The 18,002-nt window shown below is 32.8% G+C and carries 17 protein-coding genes and 2 pseudogenes; 16 read left to right on the top strand and 3 right to left on the bottom strand.

The window, feature by feature from the left end; all coding sequences use genetic code 11:
• Positions 1-8: 8 nt before the first annotated feature.
• The 5 genes from arcC (at position 9) to NSS86_RS12160 (ending at position 6,313) form a co-directional block, all read left to right on the top strand.
• Entirely contained in the window at positions 9-950 is a 942-nt protein-coding gene (gene arcC, locus NSS86_RS12180; protein ID WP_000660028.1) for a carbamate kinase, read from the top strand.
• A 98-nt stretch (positions 951-1,048) separates the two neighbouring features.
• Positions 1,049-1,753: a Crp/Fnr family transcriptional regulator gene (locus NSS86_RS12175; RefSeq protein WP_000138218.1), complete on the top strand. Its 705-nt coding sequence runs from the start codon at positions 1,049-1,051 to the stop codon at positions 1,751-1,753.
• Positions 1,754-2,102: 349 nt separating this feature from the next.
• A complete protein-coding gene (clfB, locus tag NSS86_RS12170; RefSeq protein WP_000745891.1) occupies positions 2,103-4,736 on the top strand; it encodes an MSCRAMM family adhesin clumping factor ClfB in 2,634 nt (877 codons plus the stop codon).
• Positions 4,737-4,851: 115 nt separating this feature from the next.
• Entirely contained in the window at positions 4,852-5,613 is a 762-nt protein-coding gene (locus tag NSS86_RS12165; RefSeq protein ID WP_000323441.1) for an alpha/beta hydrolase family protein, read from the top strand.
• 244 nt (positions 5,614-5,857) lie between these two features.
• Positions 5,858-6,313, top strand: coding sequence for a MarR family winged helix-turn-helix transcriptional regulator (locus tag NSS86_RS12160; protein WP_000106185.1), 456 nt, complete (start codon positions 5,858-5,860; stop codon positions 6,311-6,313).
• A 102-nt stretch (positions 6,314-6,415) separates the two neighbouring features.
• Here the strand turns inward: NSS86_RS12160 and NSS86_RS12155 are convergent.
• Positions 6,416-6,526, bottom strand: a pseudogene (locus tag NSS86_RS12155) (hypothetical protein).
• A 69-nt stretch (positions 6,527-6,595) separates the two neighbouring features.
• Entirely contained in the window at positions 6,596-8,020 is a 1,425-nt protein-coding gene (locus NSS86_RS12150) for an alkaline phosphatase (protein WP_000953755.1), read from the bottom strand.
• A 197-nt stretch (positions 8,021-8,217) separates the two neighbouring features.
• On the opposite strand from NSS86_RS12150, the gene NSS86_RS12145 reads away from it, so the two are divergent.
• The 8 genes and pseudogenes from NSS86_RS12145 to NSS86_RS12110 all read left to right on the top strand — a co-directional run bounded on the left by NSS86_RS12145 (position 8,218) and on the right by NSS86_RS12110 (position 14,788).
• Positions 8,218-8,418, top strand: a complete 201-nt coding sequence (locus tag NSS86_RS12145; protein ID WP_000604730.1) for a hypothetical protein — start codon at positions 8,218-8,220, stop codon at positions 8,416-8,418.
• Between the two features lie 25 nt (positions 8,419-8,443).
• A complete protein-coding gene (nsaR, locus tag NSS86_RS12140) occupies positions 8,444-9,109 on the top strand; it encodes a nisin susceptibility-associated two-component system response regulator NsaR (RefSeq protein ID WP_000697877.1) in 666 nt (221 codons plus the stop codon).
• A gap of 10 nt (positions 9,110-9,119) precedes the next feature.
• Complete coding sequence (gene nsaS / locus NSS86_RS12135; protein WP_000143425.1) at positions 9,120-10,007, top strand: nisin susceptibility-associated two-component system sensor histidine kinase NsaS; 888 nt, start codon at positions 9,120-9,122, stop codon at positions 10,005-10,007.
• Between the two features lie 107 nt (positions 10,008-10,114).
• On the top strand, positions 10,115-10,870 hold the full coding sequence (locus NSS86_RS12130) for an ABC transporter ATP-binding protein (RefSeq protein ID WP_000923760.1): 756 nt from the start codon (positions 10,115-10,117) through the stop codon (positions 10,868-10,870).
• Positions 10,867-12,867: an ABC transporter permease gene (locus NSS86_RS12125; protein WP_000776751.1), complete on the top strand. Its 2,001-nt coding sequence runs from the start codon at positions 10,867-10,869 to the stop codon at positions 12,865-12,867. The genes NSS86_RS12130 and NSS86_RS12125 overlap by 4 nt, the downstream gene beginning before the upstream one ends.
• Before the next feature lie 658 nt (positions 12,868-13,525).
• Positions 13,526-13,639, top strand: a pseudogene (locus NSS86_RS12120) (hypothetical protein).
• A gap of 381 nt (positions 13,640-14,020) precedes the next feature.
• Positions 14,021-14,281 (top strand): hypothetical protein, encoded by a 261-nt coding sequence (locus NSS86_RS12115; RefSeq protein ID WP_001791974.1) that lies wholly within the window; start codon positions 14,021-14,023, stop codon positions 14,279-14,281.
• Positions 14,282-14,290: 9 nt separating this feature from the next.
• A complete protein-coding gene (locus NSS86_RS12110) occupies positions 14,291-14,788 on the top strand; it encodes a glutathione peroxidase (protein WP_001065268.1) in 498 nt (165 codons plus the stop codon).
• Positions 14,789-14,895: 107 nt separating this feature from the next.
• On the opposite strand, the gene NSS86_RS12105 is transcribed toward NSS86_RS12110, so the two are convergent.
• Entirely contained in the window at positions 14,896-14,988 is a 93-nt protein-coding gene (locus NSS86_RS12105) for a hypothetical protein (RefSeq protein WP_010956583.1), read from the bottom strand.
• A 193-nt stretch (positions 14,989-15,181) separates the two neighbouring features.
• On the opposite strand from NSS86_RS12105, the gene NSS86_RS12100 reads away from it, so the two are divergent.
• From NSS86_RS12100 to NSS86_RS12090, 3 genes are all read left to right on the top strand, one after another.
• Positions 15,182-17,062, top strand: a complete 1,881-nt coding sequence (locus NSS86_RS12100; protein WP_000775150.1) for an assimilatory sulfite reductase (NADPH) flavoprotein subunit — start codon at positions 15,182-15,184, stop codon at positions 17,060-17,062.
• 62 nt (positions 17,063-17,124) lie between these two features.
• The gene (locus tag NSS86_RS12095) at positions 17,125-17,730 is read left to right on the top strand and encodes an NAD(P)-binding protein (protein ID WP_001057052.1); all 606 of its coding nucleotides are present in this window, start codon (positions 17,125-17,127) and stop codon (positions 17,728-17,730) included.
• A 75-nt stretch (positions 17,731-17,805) separates the two neighbouring features.
• A complete protein-coding gene (locus tag NSS86_RS12090; protein ID WP_001789304.1) occupies positions 17,806-17,901 on the top strand; it encodes a hypothetical protein in 96 nt (31 codons plus the stop codon).
• Positions 17,902-18,002 lie beyond the last annotated feature (101 nt).

Raw genomic sequence — 18,002 nt, 5'->3', positions numbered from 1 at the left:
ACAAAAATATGAAAGAGAAAATTGTCATTGCATTAGGCGGTAATGCGATACAGACAAAAGAAGCAACAGCTGAAGCACAACAAACAGCTATTAGACGTGCGATGCAAAACCTTAAACCTTTATTTGATTCACCAGCGCGTATTGTCATTTCACATGGTAATGGCCCACAAATTGGAAGTTTATTAATCCAACAAGCTAAATCGAACAGTGACACAACGCCGGCAATGCCATTGGATACTTGTGGTGCAATGTCACAGGGTATGATAGGCTATTGGTTGGAAACTGAAATCAATCGCATTTTAACTGAAATGAATAGTGATAGAACTGTAGGCACAATCGTTACACGTGTGGAAGTAGATAAAGATGATCCACGATTCAATAACCCAACCAAACCAATTGGTCCTTTTTATACGAAAGAAGAAGTTGAAGAATTACAAAAAGAACAGCCAGACTCAGTCTTTAAAGAAGATGCAGGACGTGGTTATAGAAAAGTAGTTGCGTCACCACTACCTCAATCTATACTAGAACACCAGTTAATTCGAACTTTAGCAGACGGTAAAAATATTGTCATTGCATGCGGTGGTGGCGGTATTCCAGTTATAAAAAAAGAAAATACCTATGAAGGTGTTGAAGCGGTTATAGATAAAGATTTTGCTAGTGAGAAATTAGCAACGCTGATTGAAGCAGATACCTTAATGATTCTTACGAATGTAGAAAATGTATTTATTAACTTTAATGAACCTAATCAACAACAAATCGATGATATTGATGTAGCAACACTGAAAAAATACGCGGCACAAGGTAAGTTTGCGGAAGGATCGATGTTGCCAAAAATAGAAGCTGCGATACGATTTGTTGAAAGTGGGGAAAACAAAAAAGTTATCATTACCAATTTAGAGCAGGCATACGAAGCTTTGATTGGTAATAAAGGTACACACATTCACATGTAGCACTTTATCACGCGACAAAACATTAAATATGTTTCTCCGTTGATTCAAATGAAAAAGTTGTCTGCTGACACTTTGCAAGGTTTGAAGGAGTTTAACTTATGACAGAAAACTTTATTTTGGGTAGAAATAATAAATTAGAACATGAACTAAAGGCATTAGCAGATTACATTAATATCCCATATAGTATATTACAACCATATCAAAGTGAATGTTTTGTCAGACATTATACGAAAGGCCAAGTTATTTATTTTTCGCCACAAGAAAGTAGCAATATTTACTTTTTAATTGAAGGTAATATTATTAGAGAACATTACAATCAAAATGGAGATGTATATCGTTATTTTAATAAAGAGCAAGTATTATTTCCAATCAGTAACTTATTTCATCCGAAAGAGGTTAACGAATTGTGTACAGCATTAACCGATTGTACAGTTCTTGGATTGCCTAGAGAATTGATGGCTTTTTTGTGCAAAGCTAATGATGATATATTTTTGACACTTTTTGCATTAATAAATGATAATGAGCAGCAACACATGAACTATAACATGGCATTAACAAGTAAATTTGCTAAAGATCGAATTATTAAATTGTTATGTCATCTATGTCAGACAGTAGGGTACGATCAAGATGAATTTTATGAAATCAAACAGTTTTTAACTATTCAACTCATGAGTGATATGGCTGGGATTTCCCGGGAAACAGCTGGTCATATTATTCATGAACTTAAAGATGAAAAACTTGTTGTTAAAGATCATAAAAATTGGTTAGTAAGCAAACATTTATTCAATGATGTATGTGTTTAATATACAATGTAAAATGAATAAGTTGAACATGAGGTCTAACGTACATTTATACGTTAGGCCTTTTTTGCTAGCATGATGAATAATTTAAAATGTTAGTTAAATTTGATTGTTGAAATTACAGTAAAATTTAAGGTGATGAAAAATTTAGAACTTCTAAGTTTTTGAAAAGTAAAAAATTTGTAATAGTGTAAAAATAGTATATTGATTTTTGCTAGTTAACAGAAAATTTTAAGTTATATAAATAGGAAGAAAACAAATTTTACGTAATTTTTTTCGAAAAGCAATTGATATAATTCTTATTTCATTATACAATTTAGACTAATCTAGAAATTGAAATGGAGTAATATTTTTGAAAAAAAGAATTGATTATTTGTCGAATAAGCAGAATAAGTATTCGATTAGACGTTTTACAGTAGGTACCACATCAGTAATAGTAGGGGCAACTATACTATTTGGGATAGGCAATCATCAAGCACAAGCTTCAGAACAATCGAACGATACAACGCAATCTTCGAAAAATAATGCAAGTGCAGATTCCGAAAAAAACAATATGATAGAAACACCTCAATTAAATACAACGGCTAATGATACATCTGATATTAGTGCAAACACAAACAGTGCGAATGTAGATAGCACAACAAAACCAATGTCTACACAAACGAGCAATACCACTACAACAGAGCCAGCTTCAACAAATGAAACACCTCAACCGACGGCAATTAAAAATCAAGCAACTGCTGCAAAAATGCAAGATCAAACTGTTCCTCAAGAAGCAAATTCTCAAGTAGATAATAAAACAACGAATGATGCTAATAGCATAGCAACAAACAGTGAGCTTAAAAATTCTCAAACATTAGATTTACCACAATCATCACCACAAACGATTTCCAATGCGCAAGGAACTAGTAAACCAAGTGTTAGAACGAGAGCTGTACGTAGTTTAGCTGTTGCTGAACCGGTAGTAAATGCTGCTGATGCTAAAGGTACAAATGTAAATGATAAAGTTACGGCAAGTAATTTCAAGTTAGAAAAGACTACATTTGACCCTAATCAAAGTGGTAACACATTTATGGCGGCAAATTTTACAGTGACAGATAAAGTGAAATCAGGGGATTATTTTACAGCGAAGTTACCAGATAGTTTAACTGGTAATGGAGACGTGGATTATTCTAATTCAAATAATACGATGCCAATTGCAGACATTAAAAGTACGAATGGCGATGTTGTAGCTAAAGCAACATATGATATCTTGACTAAGACGTATACATTTGTCTTTACAGATTATGTAAATAATAAAGAAAATATTAACGGACAATTTTCATTACCTTTATTTACAGACCGAGCAAAGGCACCTAAATCAGGAACATATGATGCGAATATTAATATTGCGGATGAAATGTTTAATAATAAAATTACTTATAACTATAGTTCGCCAATTGCAGGAATTGATAAACCAAATGGCGCGAACATTTCTTCTCAAATTATTGGTGTAGATACAGCTTCAGGTCAAAACACATACAAGCAAACAGTATTTGTTAACCCTAAGCAACGAGTTTTAGGTAATACGTGGGTGTATATTAAAGGCTACCAAGATAAAATCGAAGAAAGTAGCGGTAAAGTAAGTGCTACAGATACAAAACTGAGAATTTTTGAAGTGAATGATACATCTAAATTATCAGATAGCTACTATGCAGATCCAAATGACTCTAACCTTAAAGAAGTAACAGACCAATTTAAAAATAGAATCTATTATGAGCATCCAAATGTAGCTAGTATTAAATTTGGTGATATTACTAAAACATATGTAGTATTAGTAGAAGGGCATTACGACAATACAGGTAAGAACTTAAAAACTCAGGTTATTCAAGAAAATGTTGATCCTGTAACAAATAGAGACTACAGTATTTTCGGTTGGAATAATGAGAATGTTGTACGTTATGGTGGTGGAAGTGCTGATGGTGATTCAGCAGTAAATCCGAAAGACCCAACTCCAGGGCCGCCGGTTGACCCAGAACCAAGTCCAGACCCAGAACCAGAACCAACGCCAGATCCAGAACCAAGTCCAGACCCAGAACCGGAACCAAGCCCAGACCCGGATCCGGATTCGGATTCAGACAGTGACTCAGGCTCAGACAGCGACTCAGGTTCAGATAGCGACTCAGAATCAGATAGCGATTCGGATTCAGACAGTGATTCAGATTCAGACAGCGACTCAGAATCAGATAGCGATTCAGAATCAGATAGCGACTCAGATTCAGATAGCGATTCAGATTCAGATAGCGATTCAGAATCAGATAGCGATTCGGATTCAGACAGTGATTCAGATTCAGACAGCGACTCAGAATCAGATAGCGACTCAGAATCAGATAGTGAGTCAGATTCAGACAGTGACTCGGACTCAGACAGTGATTCAGACTCAGATAGCGATTCAGACTCAGATAGCGATTCAGACTCAGACAGCGATTCAGATTCAGACAGCGACTCAGAATCAGACAGCGACTCAGACTCAGATAGCGACTCAGACTCAGACAGCGACTCAGATTCAGATAGCGATTCAGACTCAGACAGCGACTCAGACTCAGACAGCGACTCAGACTCAGATAGCGATTCAGACTCAGACAGCGACTCAGATTCAGATAGCGATTCGGACTCAGACAGCGATTCAGATTCAGACAGCGACTCAGACTCGGATAGCGATTCAGATTCAGACAGCGACTCAGACTCGGATAGCGACTCGGATTCAGATAGTGACTCCGATTCAAGAGTTACACCACCAAATAATGAACAGAAAGCACCATCAAATCCTAAAGGTGAAGTAAACCATTCTAATAAGGTATCAAAACAACACAAAACTGATGCTTTACCAGAAACAGGAGATAAGAGCGAAAACACAAATGCAACTTTATTTGGTGCAATGATGGCATTATTAGGATCATTACTATTGTTTAGAAAACGCAAGCAAGATCATAAAGAAAAAGCGTAAATACTTTTTTAGGCCGAATACATTTGTATTCGGTTTTTTTGTTGAAAATGATTTTAAAGTGAATTGATTAAGCGTAAAATGTTGATAAAGTAGAATTAGAAAGGGGTCATGACGTATGGCTTATATTTCATTAAACTATCATTCACCAACAATTGGTATGCATCAAAATTTGACAGTCATTTTACCGGAAGATCAAAGCTTCTTTAATAACGATATAACTGCTAAACCATTAAAAACTTTAATGTTGTTACATGGATTATCAAGTGATGAAACGACATATATGAGATATACAAGCATAGAAAGGTATGCGAATGAACACAAATTAGCTGTGATTATGCCCAATGTGGATCATAGCGCATATGCTAACATGGCATATGGTCATAGCTATTATGATTATATTTTGGAAGTATATGATTATGTTCATCAAATATTTCCACTTTCCAAAAAGCGTGATGACAATTTTATAGCAGGTCACTCTATGGGAGGATATGGCACAATTAAATTTGCATTAACACAAGGGGATAAATTTGCCAAAGCTGTACCATTATCTGCTGTGTTTGAAGCGCAAAATTTAATGGATCTAGAGTGGAATGATTTTTCAAAAGAGGCCATAATTGGCAATCTTTCAAGTGTTAAAGGAACTGAACATGATCCGTATTATTTGCTAGACAAAGCTGTAGCTGAAGATAAACAAATTCCAAAATTGCTCATTATGTGTGGTAAACAAGACTTTTTATATCAAGACAACTTAGATTTTATCGATTATTTATCACGTAAAAATGTTCCTTATCAATTTGAAGATGGACCAGGAGATCATGATTATGCATATTGGGACCAAGCGATTAAGCGTGCTATAACATGGATGGTGAATGATTAATTATTTCCTGGAAAATATGTGGTTGCATTAAATACACAGAGTGAGAGATACAAACTATTTACGCACGGCTAACATTTCTGAGTGTTTAAATTAAATTTGTATTAATATGATTGGCGCAATTTGCTGATACGCAAAAATGTTTCTCGTGAAACTTAGATTTAGCTTATAGTTTTATCATCATTTGTATGACTTACATTATAAATTTTATTATAATGAGGTTAACGCTTTGAAAGGAGTCATCATCATGTCGACCAATAAAAACGATTATGAGCATATGTTGTTTTATTTTGCATATAAAACGTTTATTACTACCGCTGATGAAATTATAGAGAAGTATGGTATGAGCCGTCAGCATCATCGTTTTTTGTTTTTTATCAATAAATTACCTGGTATTACTATTAAATCATTACTAGAAATATTAGAAATTTCTAAACAAGGATCACATGCAACACTTCAAAAATTAAAAGAGCAAGGTCTCATTATTGAAAAAGTTTTAGAGACTGATCGACGTGTCAAAAAATTATATTCGACGGATAAAGGCGATCAACTCATTGCTGAATTGAACAAGGCGCAAGATGAATTATTGCAAAATATATATCAACAAGTCGGTTCGGATTGGTATGATGTGATGGAAGCATTGGCTAAAGGGCGACCTGGCTTTGATTTTATTAAGCATTTGAAAGATGAAAAAGAAAGCTAGCATCAGAAATGTTAAAAATCTTCGCATTCTTAAATTTAAAAAATATGTCAAAAAGTGTATAATAAAAACATATAATTTAATTGAACTCAGTTTCAACACATCTTAGAAAGGAGTTTGAATGATGAAAAAATTAGCAGTTATTTTAACATTAGTTGGCGGTTTATACTACGCATTTAAAAAATACCAAGAACGTGTTAACCAAGCACCTAACATTGAGTACTAAATTAAACCATAAAAAATTCCCGAACACCTTGTTATAGTGCTCGGGAATTTTTTTATGCTTTACTTGAATATATCAAATATTATTTTTGCGCTTTCTGTATTTTCGATATTACCACTAAATGATTCTGATCTAGGTCCGTAAGCGTAGGTATTAACATCCTCGCCTGTATGTCCATCGGAAGTCCACCCTGTATAAGATTTATCATTTACTGGCTTCTGAATTGCGTGTTGTAAGGCTTTTGTTTGTTTTTCTACATCTGCAGATTTTTCGTCTTTTTCTTTTTTAAGTAATTTTTGCAACTTTTTATTCTCTTTTTTAACCTTTTTCATATCATCTTGTGAAAATTCAAAGCCATAACCTTCATTAATAACTTTTTCAGGGTCTTCACCTTTAGCCATTTTTTCTGTCATATATGATCCAGAGTGTTTCATCGATTTAATCGGTTGAGGATTCCATTCGTATCCTTTATCTTTACCAATTGTTAGACCACCAGTAGAGTGATCTGCTGTTGCAACGACAAGTGTATCTTTATGTTTCTTAGCATATTGAATGGCGTCATCGAATGCTTTTTCAAAACCTTCCATTTCAGACATAACGCCTGTAATATCGTTGGAATGCGCTGATTTATCTATAGAAGCACCTTCGACCATTAAAAAGAAACCTTTTTTATTACGCTCAAGCTTACTAAGTGCACTTTGTTGCATATCAGCTAATGATGGTTCGTCTTTAGAAGCATCTATTGCAAGTGGCATATTTTTATCTGCAAACAAACCAAGAACTTTATCTTTATCAGATTTTGATAAATCCTTACTGTTCGTGGCAAGGTCGTAACCATCTTTTTTGAATTTTTTATCTAAATTGCCATTACTTTTACCGAAATATTTAGCGCCGCCGCCTAATAAAACATCAACTTTATGCTTTCCGTTGATTTTATCTTTATAAAATTGTTTAGCGATTTCGTTTTTATCATCTCTAGAAGTCACGTGTGCAGCATATGCTGCTGGTGTTGCATCTGTTAATTCAGCTGTTGAAACAAGACCAGTCGACTTACCTTTTTCTTTTGCACGTTCAAGCACTGTCTTTACTTTCTGCTTGTTACTGTCAACACCGATGGCACCATTATATGTCTTATGGCCAGAACTAAAGGCTGTTCCGCCAGCTGCAGAATCAGTAATATTCTGTTTTGGGTCATTTGAATATGTACGATTTGTGCCTTTTAAATATGAATCAAAAGCAGTAGGGGTCATTTCTTTGGCATGCGAATCATTTTTATAATAACGATAAGCTGTGTTAAATGATGGACCCATGCCATCGCCAACTAAAAAGATAACATTTTTTGGATTTTTAGTATTACCAACCGCGAAACTTTCATCTTTAGAACTTTTATCGGATTGCGCAATTGCAGGTGTGACAGAACTGAAAACTGTTGACACGATAATAAGGTTAGCAACTGCAAATTTTGTGGCTTTTTTAACTGATAACATAATACATCCTCCTGAGTATATGACTATGTCTTCAGTGTAAAAGAGGAATTTTGAGCAATTATGTAGTTTTAGTTAAAAATATGTAAACAGAGTGATTTAGAATAACAAAAAATGAATATATATGACAATTTGTTATAGAAAGCGTTAGAATAGAAGCGTGTGAAAATATAGAATTAAATATAATTTGAGGTGGAAAAATGATACTAGTAATGTTATCTCCATTATTAATCATATTCTTTATAGTGTTGTCTATTTTAGAGGAGCGTAAACGTACGAAGAAAAAGCAACTCGAGAAAGAAAAAGCAAATACACTAAATCAAAATACAAATGACACGGAAAGTTCAAATCAAGAGCCGTCATTGCAGCAGACTAAAGAACAAAAAGATAACAAAGGATAATTCAATTGAAGGAAGAAGATTATAGATGAAAATATTAATTGTTGAAGATGATTTTGTTATAGCAGAAAGTTTAGCATCTGAACTTAAAAAATGGAATTACGGTGTTATTGTCGTTGAACAATTTGATGATATACTGTCTATCTTTAACCAACATCAACCTCAGCTTGTATTGCTAGATATTAATTTGCCAACGTTAAATGGTTTTCATTGGTGTCAAGAAATCCGAAAAACATCTAATGTGCCAATTATATTTATTAGTTCCCGTATTGATAATATGGACCAAATTATGGCAATACAAATGGGGGGAGATGATTTTATCGAAAAGCCATTTAACTTGTCATTAACGATTGCCAAAATTCAAGCATTATTGAGACGAACTTATGACTTGTCAGTAGCTAATGATTCATTGACGGTTAAAGGTTGTACATTAATATTAGATGAAGCAAAAGTCGTGTATCAAGAACAAAACATACAGCTATCTTTGACTGAATTACAAATATTAAAGTTATTATTTCAAAATGAAGATAAATATGTAAGTAGAACTGCTTTAATTGAAAAATGTTGGGAATCAGAAAACTTCATAGATGATAACACATTAGCTGTTAACATGACGCGCCTGCGTAAAAAATTAAATACTATTGGCGTTAATGATTTTATCATTACAAAGAAAAATGTCGGATATAAAGTATAGGGTGAATGCAATGACCTTTCTTAAAAGTATTACTCAGGAAATAGCAATAGTCATAGTTATTTTTGCTTTATTTGGCTTAATGTTTTACCTGTATCATTTGCCATTAGAAGCATATTTACTAGCACTTGGCGTTATTTTATTATTATTACTCATATTCATAGGTATTAAATATTTAAGTTTTGTAAAAACTATAAGCCAACAACAACAAATTGAAAACTTAGAAACTGCGTTGTATCAGCTTAAAAATGAACAAATTGAATATAAAAATGATGTAGAGAGCTACTTTTTAACATGGGTACATCAAATGAAAACACCCATTACTGCAGCACAACTGTTACTTGAAAGAGATGAGCCTAATGTTGTTAATCGTGTTCGTCAAGAGGTTATTCAAATTGATAACTATACAAGTTTAGCACTTAGTTATTTAAAGTTATTAAATGAAACTTCTGATATTTCTGTCACTAAAATTTCGATTAATAATATCATTCGCCCAATTATTATGAAATATTCAATACAGTTTATTGATCAAAAAACAAAAATCCATTATGAACCTTGTCATCACGAAGTATTAACTGACGTTAGATGGACCTCTTTAATGATAGAACAATTAATAAATAATGCACTTAAGTATGCGAGAGGTAAAGATATATGGATTGAATTTGATGAGCAATCCAATCAATTACACGTAAAAGATAATGGTATCGGTATTAGTGAAGCGGACTTGCCTAAAATATTTGATAAGGGCTATTCAGGTTATAATGGCCAGCGCCAAAGTAACTCAAGTGGGATTGGTTTATTTATCGTAAAACAAATTTCAACACACACAAACCATCCTGTTTCAGTCGTATCTAAACAAAATGAGGGTACAACATTTACGATTCAATTTCCAGATGAATAAAAACTTTCAATATTGTAAGTATACTAGTAACATTTTTTTACTAATTTAAATGTTATTAGTATTTTTTTGTTTTAATATAGAACTAACAAAGAAATGAGGTGCATGCCATGTTGCTAGAAGTGAAACATGTAAAAAAGGTTTATGGTAAAGGTTTGAATGCTACGACAGCACTTAATCAAATGAATTTATCAGTTGGAGCTGGTGAATTTGTTGCAATTATGGGTGAGTCTGGGTCAGGGAAGTCTACACTACTAAATTTAATTGCTTCTTTTGATGGACTAACTGAAGGTGACATTATTGTGGATGGCGCACATTTAAATAATATGAAAAATAAAAGTAAAGCATTGTATCGTCAACAAATGGTAGGTTTTGTTTTTCAAGATTTTAATCTTTTACCAACAATGACGAATAAAGAAAATATAATGATGCCATTAATTTTAGCTGGTGCTAAACGAAAAGATATAGAACAAAGGGTACATCAGTTGGCAGTACAATTACATTTAGAGGGATTCTTAAACAAGTATCCTTCTGAAATCTCTGGGGGTCAGAAGCAACGCATTGCCATTGCACGTGCATTAGTTACTAAGCCGACGATTTTACTAGCCGATGAACCTACAGGTGCACTTGATTCAAAAACGTCAAAGGCATTGATGATGTTATTTCAAGAGATTCATCAATTGGAACAGACAATTTTAATGGTAACTCATTCAAATATCGATGCGTCTTATGCAGAGCGAGTCATTTTTATTAAAGATGGGCGTCTATATCATGAAATATATCGTGGTGAAGAAAGTCAATTAGCTTTTCAACAACGAATAACAGATAGCTTAGCACTTGTGAATGGAGGAAGTGTCAATATATGAAGTTAAGATTGTTATGGCACATAGTGCGACGTCAATTTATTACGCAGCGACTTGTAATCATTCCATTCATTTTAGCGGTAAGTGTACTATTCATGATTGAATATACGCTTGTGTCAATTGGGTTAAATAGCTACATAAAACAGAAGAATGACTTCCTAGTACCATTTATTATCATAGCTAATTTTTTTATGGCGCTTTTAACTTTTATTTTTATTTTCTATGCAAATCACTTTATGATGTCACAAAGACGAAAAGAGTTTAGCATTTTTATGACATTGGGCATGACCAAGAAAAGTATGCGTTTAATTGTAGTGATGGAAACTATCTTACAATTTGTGATAATTTCAGTCGTTAGTATTGCCGGCGGATACTTACTTGGTGCGATATTTTTCTTGTTTATACAGAAAATAATGGGCAGTGAAGTTGCGACGTTAAGGTATTATCCATTTGACTCTGTAGCGATGTTTATTACTTTGATTATCATTGCTGTATTAATGGGCATGCTACTTATATTCAACTTGTTCAGTATTAATTTTCAACGGCCGATAACTTATCAACATCGTTCCGATTCTAGTGTCATATCACGATGGTTGCGTTACGTTTTAATTGTTATAGGAAGCGCAGCACTATATTTAGGTTACTTTATTGCATTACAACAAGATACGACGTTTGGTGCCTTTTTTAAAATATGGATTGTCATAGGATTAGTTATTATCGGTACTTATGCATTTTTTGTAGGTATAAGTGAAATAATTATTAGTATATTGCAGCAGGTATCAAAAGTTTACTATCATCCACGGTATTTTTTTGTGGTAGTTGGGATGCGTGTACGTCTTAAAATGAATGCAGTCAGTCTTGCAACAATCACTTTGCTGTGTACATTTTTGATTGTAACGCTCACAATGACATTAACAACCTATCGTGATATGAATCATACCATTACGAAATTGATTACGAATGATTATGATTTGTCATTTAGCGACAATTCTAAGTCACAAATAGAACGTCAACAAACAATTGAGAATATTAAACGTGATATACAGGGTTCGGTTAATGCAAAAGACTTCAAAGTATATGAAACGACATTATTTAGAGCTTCTTTAGAAAAGAATCGTGCTTATTACAAGTTAAAACAGGCTAGTGATGATATTCCAATAGACTTCATTGGTAATGAAGGCGCGATATTTTCAAGACAATCAGTAATGATTACAGCTTTTACTGCACAAGATTATAATCGATATCACCAAAACAAATTACACTTAGACAATCAAAGTATAGGTATGATTACGAATGTACCTATTTTTAAAAAGCAGTCTAAGGTCGGTCTTAATAATGAAGTCTTTAAAGTGAAACAACTTGACGCACATGCGTTAAATTTGATGATGATTCAAGATAGTATGGTTTTAATTGTTAAAGATAACAATCAATTACAAAAAGTAAAAGGATTTTATGCACATGAACAAAAGAATTCGACAATATCGATAAACTTTAATGTATTTGGAAAGACGAAATTAACAACATCACAAATACAAAAGCTATCGAAAAAATACGATGCGTCAATAAATTCTAAATCAGAAATGCTAATGGTTTGGGATCGTTTGACAGGTGGACTAATATTTGTAGGTGGCGTAGTATCAATTGTACTTGTCATTGGAATATTTCTAATGATGTACTATAAACAAGTCTCAGAAGCCTATGCAAATCAGCACAATTATGACATTATGAAAAAACTTGGTTTAGATAATGGAAGAATAGCAAAGATAACACGAAATCAAATGACTTTCTTGTTCGCAATACCAATAACAGTAGCACTGATTCACACATTAATTTCTAGTAACATTGTATATACGTTACTAAATATGATAGGTATTAATAACCATCATATATTTTTAACAAGTTACGTACTAGCTGTCATTATAATTTCGTTTCTATATATGGCGATGTACAAAATAACTTCCTATATTTATGCTAAAGTTATTCATCAACAACGTAATTAACCATGTTTCAGTGAAATCACAATCAATCATGTATTTTCACTGAAATATATTATATTAAAAAGAAACCTAAAAACATTACAAATAACAATACCAAATTTGAACCGATAAGATAAAATGTCTTGTCGGTTTTTAATATAACAAGTGATATTTTGGAAATACCAAAAATATATAGATTGTTTATATAAAATGATTTAAAATGTTTTATAACAACATATTTTATGCAACACATAAAATGGGTAACTAACATCACGAAATCATTGTATTTGTTGTTACACTGATGAAGCGATGTCACAAAGAAATGTCGTTATCAAACGAAGCCCGAAATACATACTGATACTCGAAATAATGTAACGATAAATAACAATGATAACGATTGATTACTACGCAAAAATATATGTAAATTGACGATTTAAATGCAATTCGTATATTTTGCCAATGATTTACACATTAAAATGTTTGAAAATTGTCACAATTCAGTCTAATTTAAAAGGAAGTTAATTACAAAATTCAAAAATCATGCATCGTGTCATTTAGATATTGAAAAAGATGAGTCAAATTTGTTTCATATATTTTCCAATAACAAATTATTATATCTAAATATACAATCAGAAATATATGAATAGAAATATCAATAAGAAAAATAATATGATTAAAAATGATGAATGGCATACTTATAAAGTGTCTAAATATTGGCGGTCAATATTACTTATAAACACGAATGTTAAGTAATGTAGACAATGCTGAAAAAACAATAAGTAGAAACTCTATATAGAATGTTCGTTTTTATTTTTAATAATTGAATAATCATTATTGATGATTTAATATGTATTCGGTCGCACACGATACAAAGTGACTTGTTTTAATGATATGCAATAATATGACGTTTATCGTCGCGTGTAACAATGTATGAGTGTGTCAGTTTAATTTTAAAAGGGTTATAAGGATATTTAATAAGATAAAGGAGGGCTTAATAAACAATCACATGTGAAGTTTTTAAGGATTATATGAGTTGGGCAGCTCTTTAATCCATAGTTATAACGAATTTTAAATTGTTAGATCTAACGTATGGTATCAGTATGTATGAGTTTAACTTAAGTATTAATCTATAGTTTAAAGAGCGGTCTAATTGTCTTTTTAAAAATAGAAAATAAGGATGATTATAATGAGGGGTTATAACGAAAGATATTGTAGCTGGACTAATACAGCTATACAATGTGATTATTTTAATAAAGTAAGACAGGTGAAAAAAGACGGTAAATCGGATAGGTTGAGCAACAACATAAACTCGAACATTATTTATCGTGTGCTCGAAAAATGTATCACGCTATATAATGTATGTTCGCGGTGTAAACGCGCACTTATTTTATCAGAACATTCTAAAAAGAATATATTCAATATAAAAAAGGCTGTGTAGGGGTGTCTTATGAATAATAGAAATGTGTATGATATCGAAGTAAGTGATTATAAAGGCTTAACTTATAAATTAGAAGCATTTAGAGGTAAAGTGATTTTAGTTGTTAATACTGCAACAGAATGTATATATAGCGAACAATTGAAAAAACTAGAGACTTTGTTTCAAAAATATAAGGATCGTGGGTTTGTAGTGTTGAGTTTTCCGAATAATAATTTTGACAATCGACAACCAGGTTCTAATGAAGAAATCTTGAAAATTAGTCGTGAGAAATTTGGTGTTACATTTCCAGTGCTAGCTAAAATATCTGTGAACGGGAACGATGAACATCCGTTATTTACGCATTTAAAGAATGAACAACCAGGAATCTTTGGGTCCCCAATAAAATGGAATTTCACAAAATTTATAATCGATCGACAAGGCAATGTTGTAAATCGATTCTTGCCAATGGAAGATCCATTGGATATATCGACAAATATAGAAATATTATTGCAAGAATCTTCATCTTAAATTTAAAATTGAGCGCTTAGTATGCAAATAACACAAGAGCCTCTTAATGATGTACTAATAGTATGTCATTAGGAGGCATTTTATATTTAGAAAATCAGTAATTTGACCTATTTTACTGAAAGGCTGATTTGGTACATAATAAATAGTAAATAAATAAAAAATAACAACGATGCATTACTGTATGCATTAATAACTGACACGACATAATCAAAGTTTTGTCTGAATTACTGATAATGTCATTCAAGCAACATGAAAGTTGTAAATATTTGCAAGTATAACTATCAGACACAACTCAAGTTTGTTTTAATTTATACCATACATATTAAAAAATTGACTAAACTATCGATAAAAAAAGAGTCAATCATCTATTTCAAGTTTATTGAGGTGAAACATTTGAAATTAAATACATCTAATAGTCCATTTACAGAAAAACAAGTCACAGAGATTAACAATCTGCTGCAAACATTAACAGAGAGCCAACAACAGTGGCTTAGTGGTTTTTTACTAGCTAATAGTAACGATACGACAAGTGATAGTAATCAACAACAATTAGAGACAGAAGTGTGGCAACAATCACAAATATCAGAAGAACAAGCAACTTCAACAACGTATATGTTACAAAATAAAGAGCCACATATCGAAGCTAATCAGCGGCATGTTACAGTGCTATATGGTTCTGAATCAGGTAATGCCATGCGTTTAGCTGAAATTTTTTCAGAACGTTTAAGTGATATCGGACATCAAGTTGTTTTGATGTCAATGGATGAATATGATACGACAAACATCGCACAGTTAGAAGATTTATTTATTATTACGTCTACTCATGGTGAAGGAGAACCGCCTGATAATGCATGGGATTTCTTTGAATTTTTAGAAGACGATAACGCACCTAATTTAAATCATGTGAGATATTCAGTACTAGCTTTAGGTGATCAAACATATGAATTTTTCTGTCAAGCTGGTAAAGATGTAGATGCTTTACTAGAAAATCTAGGCGCTGAGCGTATATGTAAGCGTGTAGATTGTGATATTGATTATGAAGAAGACGCAGAAAAGTGGATGGCAGACATCATTAATATGATTGATACTACATCAGAAGGTATTCAAAGTGAATCGGTGATAAGTGAATCAATTAAGTCTGCCAAAGAAAAGAAATATTCTAAATTAAATCCATACCAAGCAGAAGTTTTAGCGAATATCAATTTAAATGGTACCGATTCAAATAAAGAAACACGACATATAGAATTTTTACTTGATGATTTTAGTGAATCATATGAACCAGGAGATTGTATAGTAGCATTACCGCAAAACGACCCTGAATTGGTTGAAAAACTAATATCCATGTTAGGTTGGGATCCGCAATCTCCGGTGCCAATTAATGATCGTGGTGATACAGTTCCTATTGTTGAAGCACTAACATCACATTTTGAATTTACTAAATTAACATTGCCATTATTGAAAAATGCAGATATCTATTTTGACAATGAAGAATTATCTGAACGTATTCAAGATGAGTCATGGGCGCGTGAATATGTTATAAATCGGGACTTTATAGATTTAATAACAGATTTTCCAACTATAGAATTACAACCTGAGAATATGTATCAAATCCTTAGAAAATTACCACCAAGAGAGTATTCGATTTCTAGTAGTTTTATGGCAACGCCAGATGAAGTGCATATTACCGTTGGTACGGTTCGTTATCAAGCACATGGACGTGAGAGAAAAGGTGTATGCTCGGTTCATTTTGCTGAGCGAATTAAACCAGGCGATATAGTACCAATTTATTTGAAGAAAAATCCGAACTTCAAATTTCCGATGAAGCAAGATATACCGGTTATTATGATTGGACCAGGTACTGGAATTGCTCCTTTTAGAGCATATTTACAAGAACGTGAAGAACTTGGTATGACTGGAAAAACATGGTTGTTCTTTGGTGATCAACACCGTAGTTCTGACTTTTTATATGAAGAAGAAATAGAAGAATGGCTTGAAAATGGAAACTTAACACGCGTAGATTTAGCATTTTCAAGAGACCAAGAACACAAAGAATATGTACAGCATCGTATAATGGAAGAAAGTGAACGTTTCAATGAATGGATTGAGCAAGGCGCAGCAATCTATATTTGTGGCGATGAAAAATGTATGGCGAAAGATGTCCATCAAGCCATTAAAGATGTATTGGTAAAAGAACGTCATATTTCTCAAGAAGAAGCAGAGTTATTATTGCGACAAATGAAACAACAACAACGCTATCAACGTGATGTTTATTAGCGATTGGTGTTAAATATTTTAAGGTGTAATGATGTAAAAAGATATAAAGGATGTTGCTCAACATGAATATGCCATTAATGATAGATTTAACAAATAAAAATGTCGTCATAGTTGGTGGAGGCGTCGTTGCAAGTCGTCGGGCACAAACATTAAATCAATACGTTGAACATATGACGGTCATCAGTCCGACAATCACTGAAAAACTTCAAAATATGGTAGATAACGGTGTCGTCATATGGAAAGAAAAAGAATTTGAACCAAGCGATATTGTAGACGCGTATCTAGTTATTGCAGCAACCAATGAGCCACGTGTCAATGAAGCGGTAAAACAAGCCTTACCTGAGCATGCCCTTTTTAATAATGTTGGAGATGCATCAAATGGCAATGTTGTATTTCCAAGTGCACTACACCGCGACAAGCTAACTATCAGTGTATCAACTGATGGTGCGAGTCCTAAGTTGACAAAATCAATTATGGCAGAGCTTGAGGCGTTATATCCACCATCATACAGTTCGTATATCGACTTTTTATATACTTGCCGACAGAAAATAAAAGTACTTGATATAACATATAACGAAAAGCAACAGTTACTGTCACAAATTGTGTCACAAGAATATTTAAATCATGACAAACAAGCTCAATTTTTAGCGTGGTTGGATGTAAGATAATAATAGCGGACCGTCTAACCGTCTAAGGTAAGTCTTCTTATTTTAACTTTAACGCTTAATCATTGAAATTAAGACATGGGTGGCTTTGTGAATAGTCTAATAATGAAGGATTTAAGCGATAATGATATGCGTTTTAAATATGAATATTACAATAGAGAAAAAGATACGTAGAACAAACTTAATAAAATAGATGGATAAATTGAAATCTGGTTGAAGTCGTTACTATCATAGCGACCTTTAGCCAGATTTTTTGTGCAATAGAAAGCAATAAT

It is taken from the genome of Staphylococcus sp. FSL W8-0056 (assembly GCF_037963075.1).
Lineage (GTDB): Bacteria > Bacillota > Bacilli > Staphylococcales > Staphylococcaceae > Staphylococcus > Staphylococcus aureus.
This window is presented reverse-complemented; position numbering and strand designations above follow the sequence as displayed.

Bases quoted from the DNA above. Each gene is read 5' to 3' on its own strand.
- arcC (WP_000660028.1), top strand. From the start codon at position 9: ATGAAAGAGAAAATTGTCATTGCATTAGGCGGTAATGCGATACAGACA.
- NSS86_RS12175 (WP_000138218.1), top strand. From the start codon at position 1,049: ATGACAGAAAACTTTATTTTGGGTAGAAATAATAAATTAGAACATGAA.
- NSS86_RS12165 (WP_000323441.1), top strand. From the start codon at position 4,852: ATGGCTTATATTTCATTAAACTATCATTCACCAACAATTGGTATGCAT.
- NSS86_RS12160 (WP_000106185.1), top strand. From the start codon at position 5,858: ATGTCGACCAATAAAAACGATTATGAGCATATGTTGTTTTATTTTGCA.
- NSS86_RS12150 (WP_000953755.1), bottom strand. From the start codon at position 8,020: ATGTTATCAGTTAAAAAAGCCACAAAATTTGCAGTTGCTAACCTTATT.
- NSS86_RS12145 (WP_000604730.1), top strand. From the start codon at position 8,218: ATGATACTAGTAATGTTATCTCCATTATTAATCATATTCTTTATAGTG.
- nsaR (WP_000697877.1), top strand. From the start codon at position 8,444: ATGAAAATATTAATTGTTGAAGATGATTTTGTTATAGCAGAAAGTTTA.
- nsaS (WP_000143425.1), top strand. From the start codon at position 9,120: ATGACCTTTCTTAAAAGTATTACTCAGGAAATAGCAATAGTCATAGTT.
- NSS86_RS12130 (WP_000923760.1), top strand. From the start codon at position 10,115: ATGTTGCTAGAAGTGAAACATGTAAAAAAGGTTTATGGTAAAGGTTTG.
- NSS86_RS12125 (WP_000776751.1), top strand. From the start codon at position 10,867: ATGAAGTTAAGATTGTTATGGCACATAGTGCGACGTCAATTTATTACG.
- NSS86_RS12115 (WP_001791974.1), top strand. From the start codon at position 14,021: ATGATTATAATGAGGGGTTATAACGAAAGATATTGTAGCTGGACTAAT.
- NSS86_RS12110 (WP_001065268.1), top strand. From the start codon at position 14,291: ATGAATAATAGAAATGTGTATGATATCGAAGTAAGTGATTATAAAGGC.
- NSS86_RS12095 (WP_001057052.1), top strand. From the start codon at position 17,125: ATGAATATGCCATTAATGATAGATTTAACAAATAAAAATGTCGTCATA.
- NSS86_RS12090 (WP_001789304.1), top strand. From the start codon at position 17,806: ATGGGTGGCTTTGTGAATAGTCTAATAATGAAGGATTTAAGCGATAAT.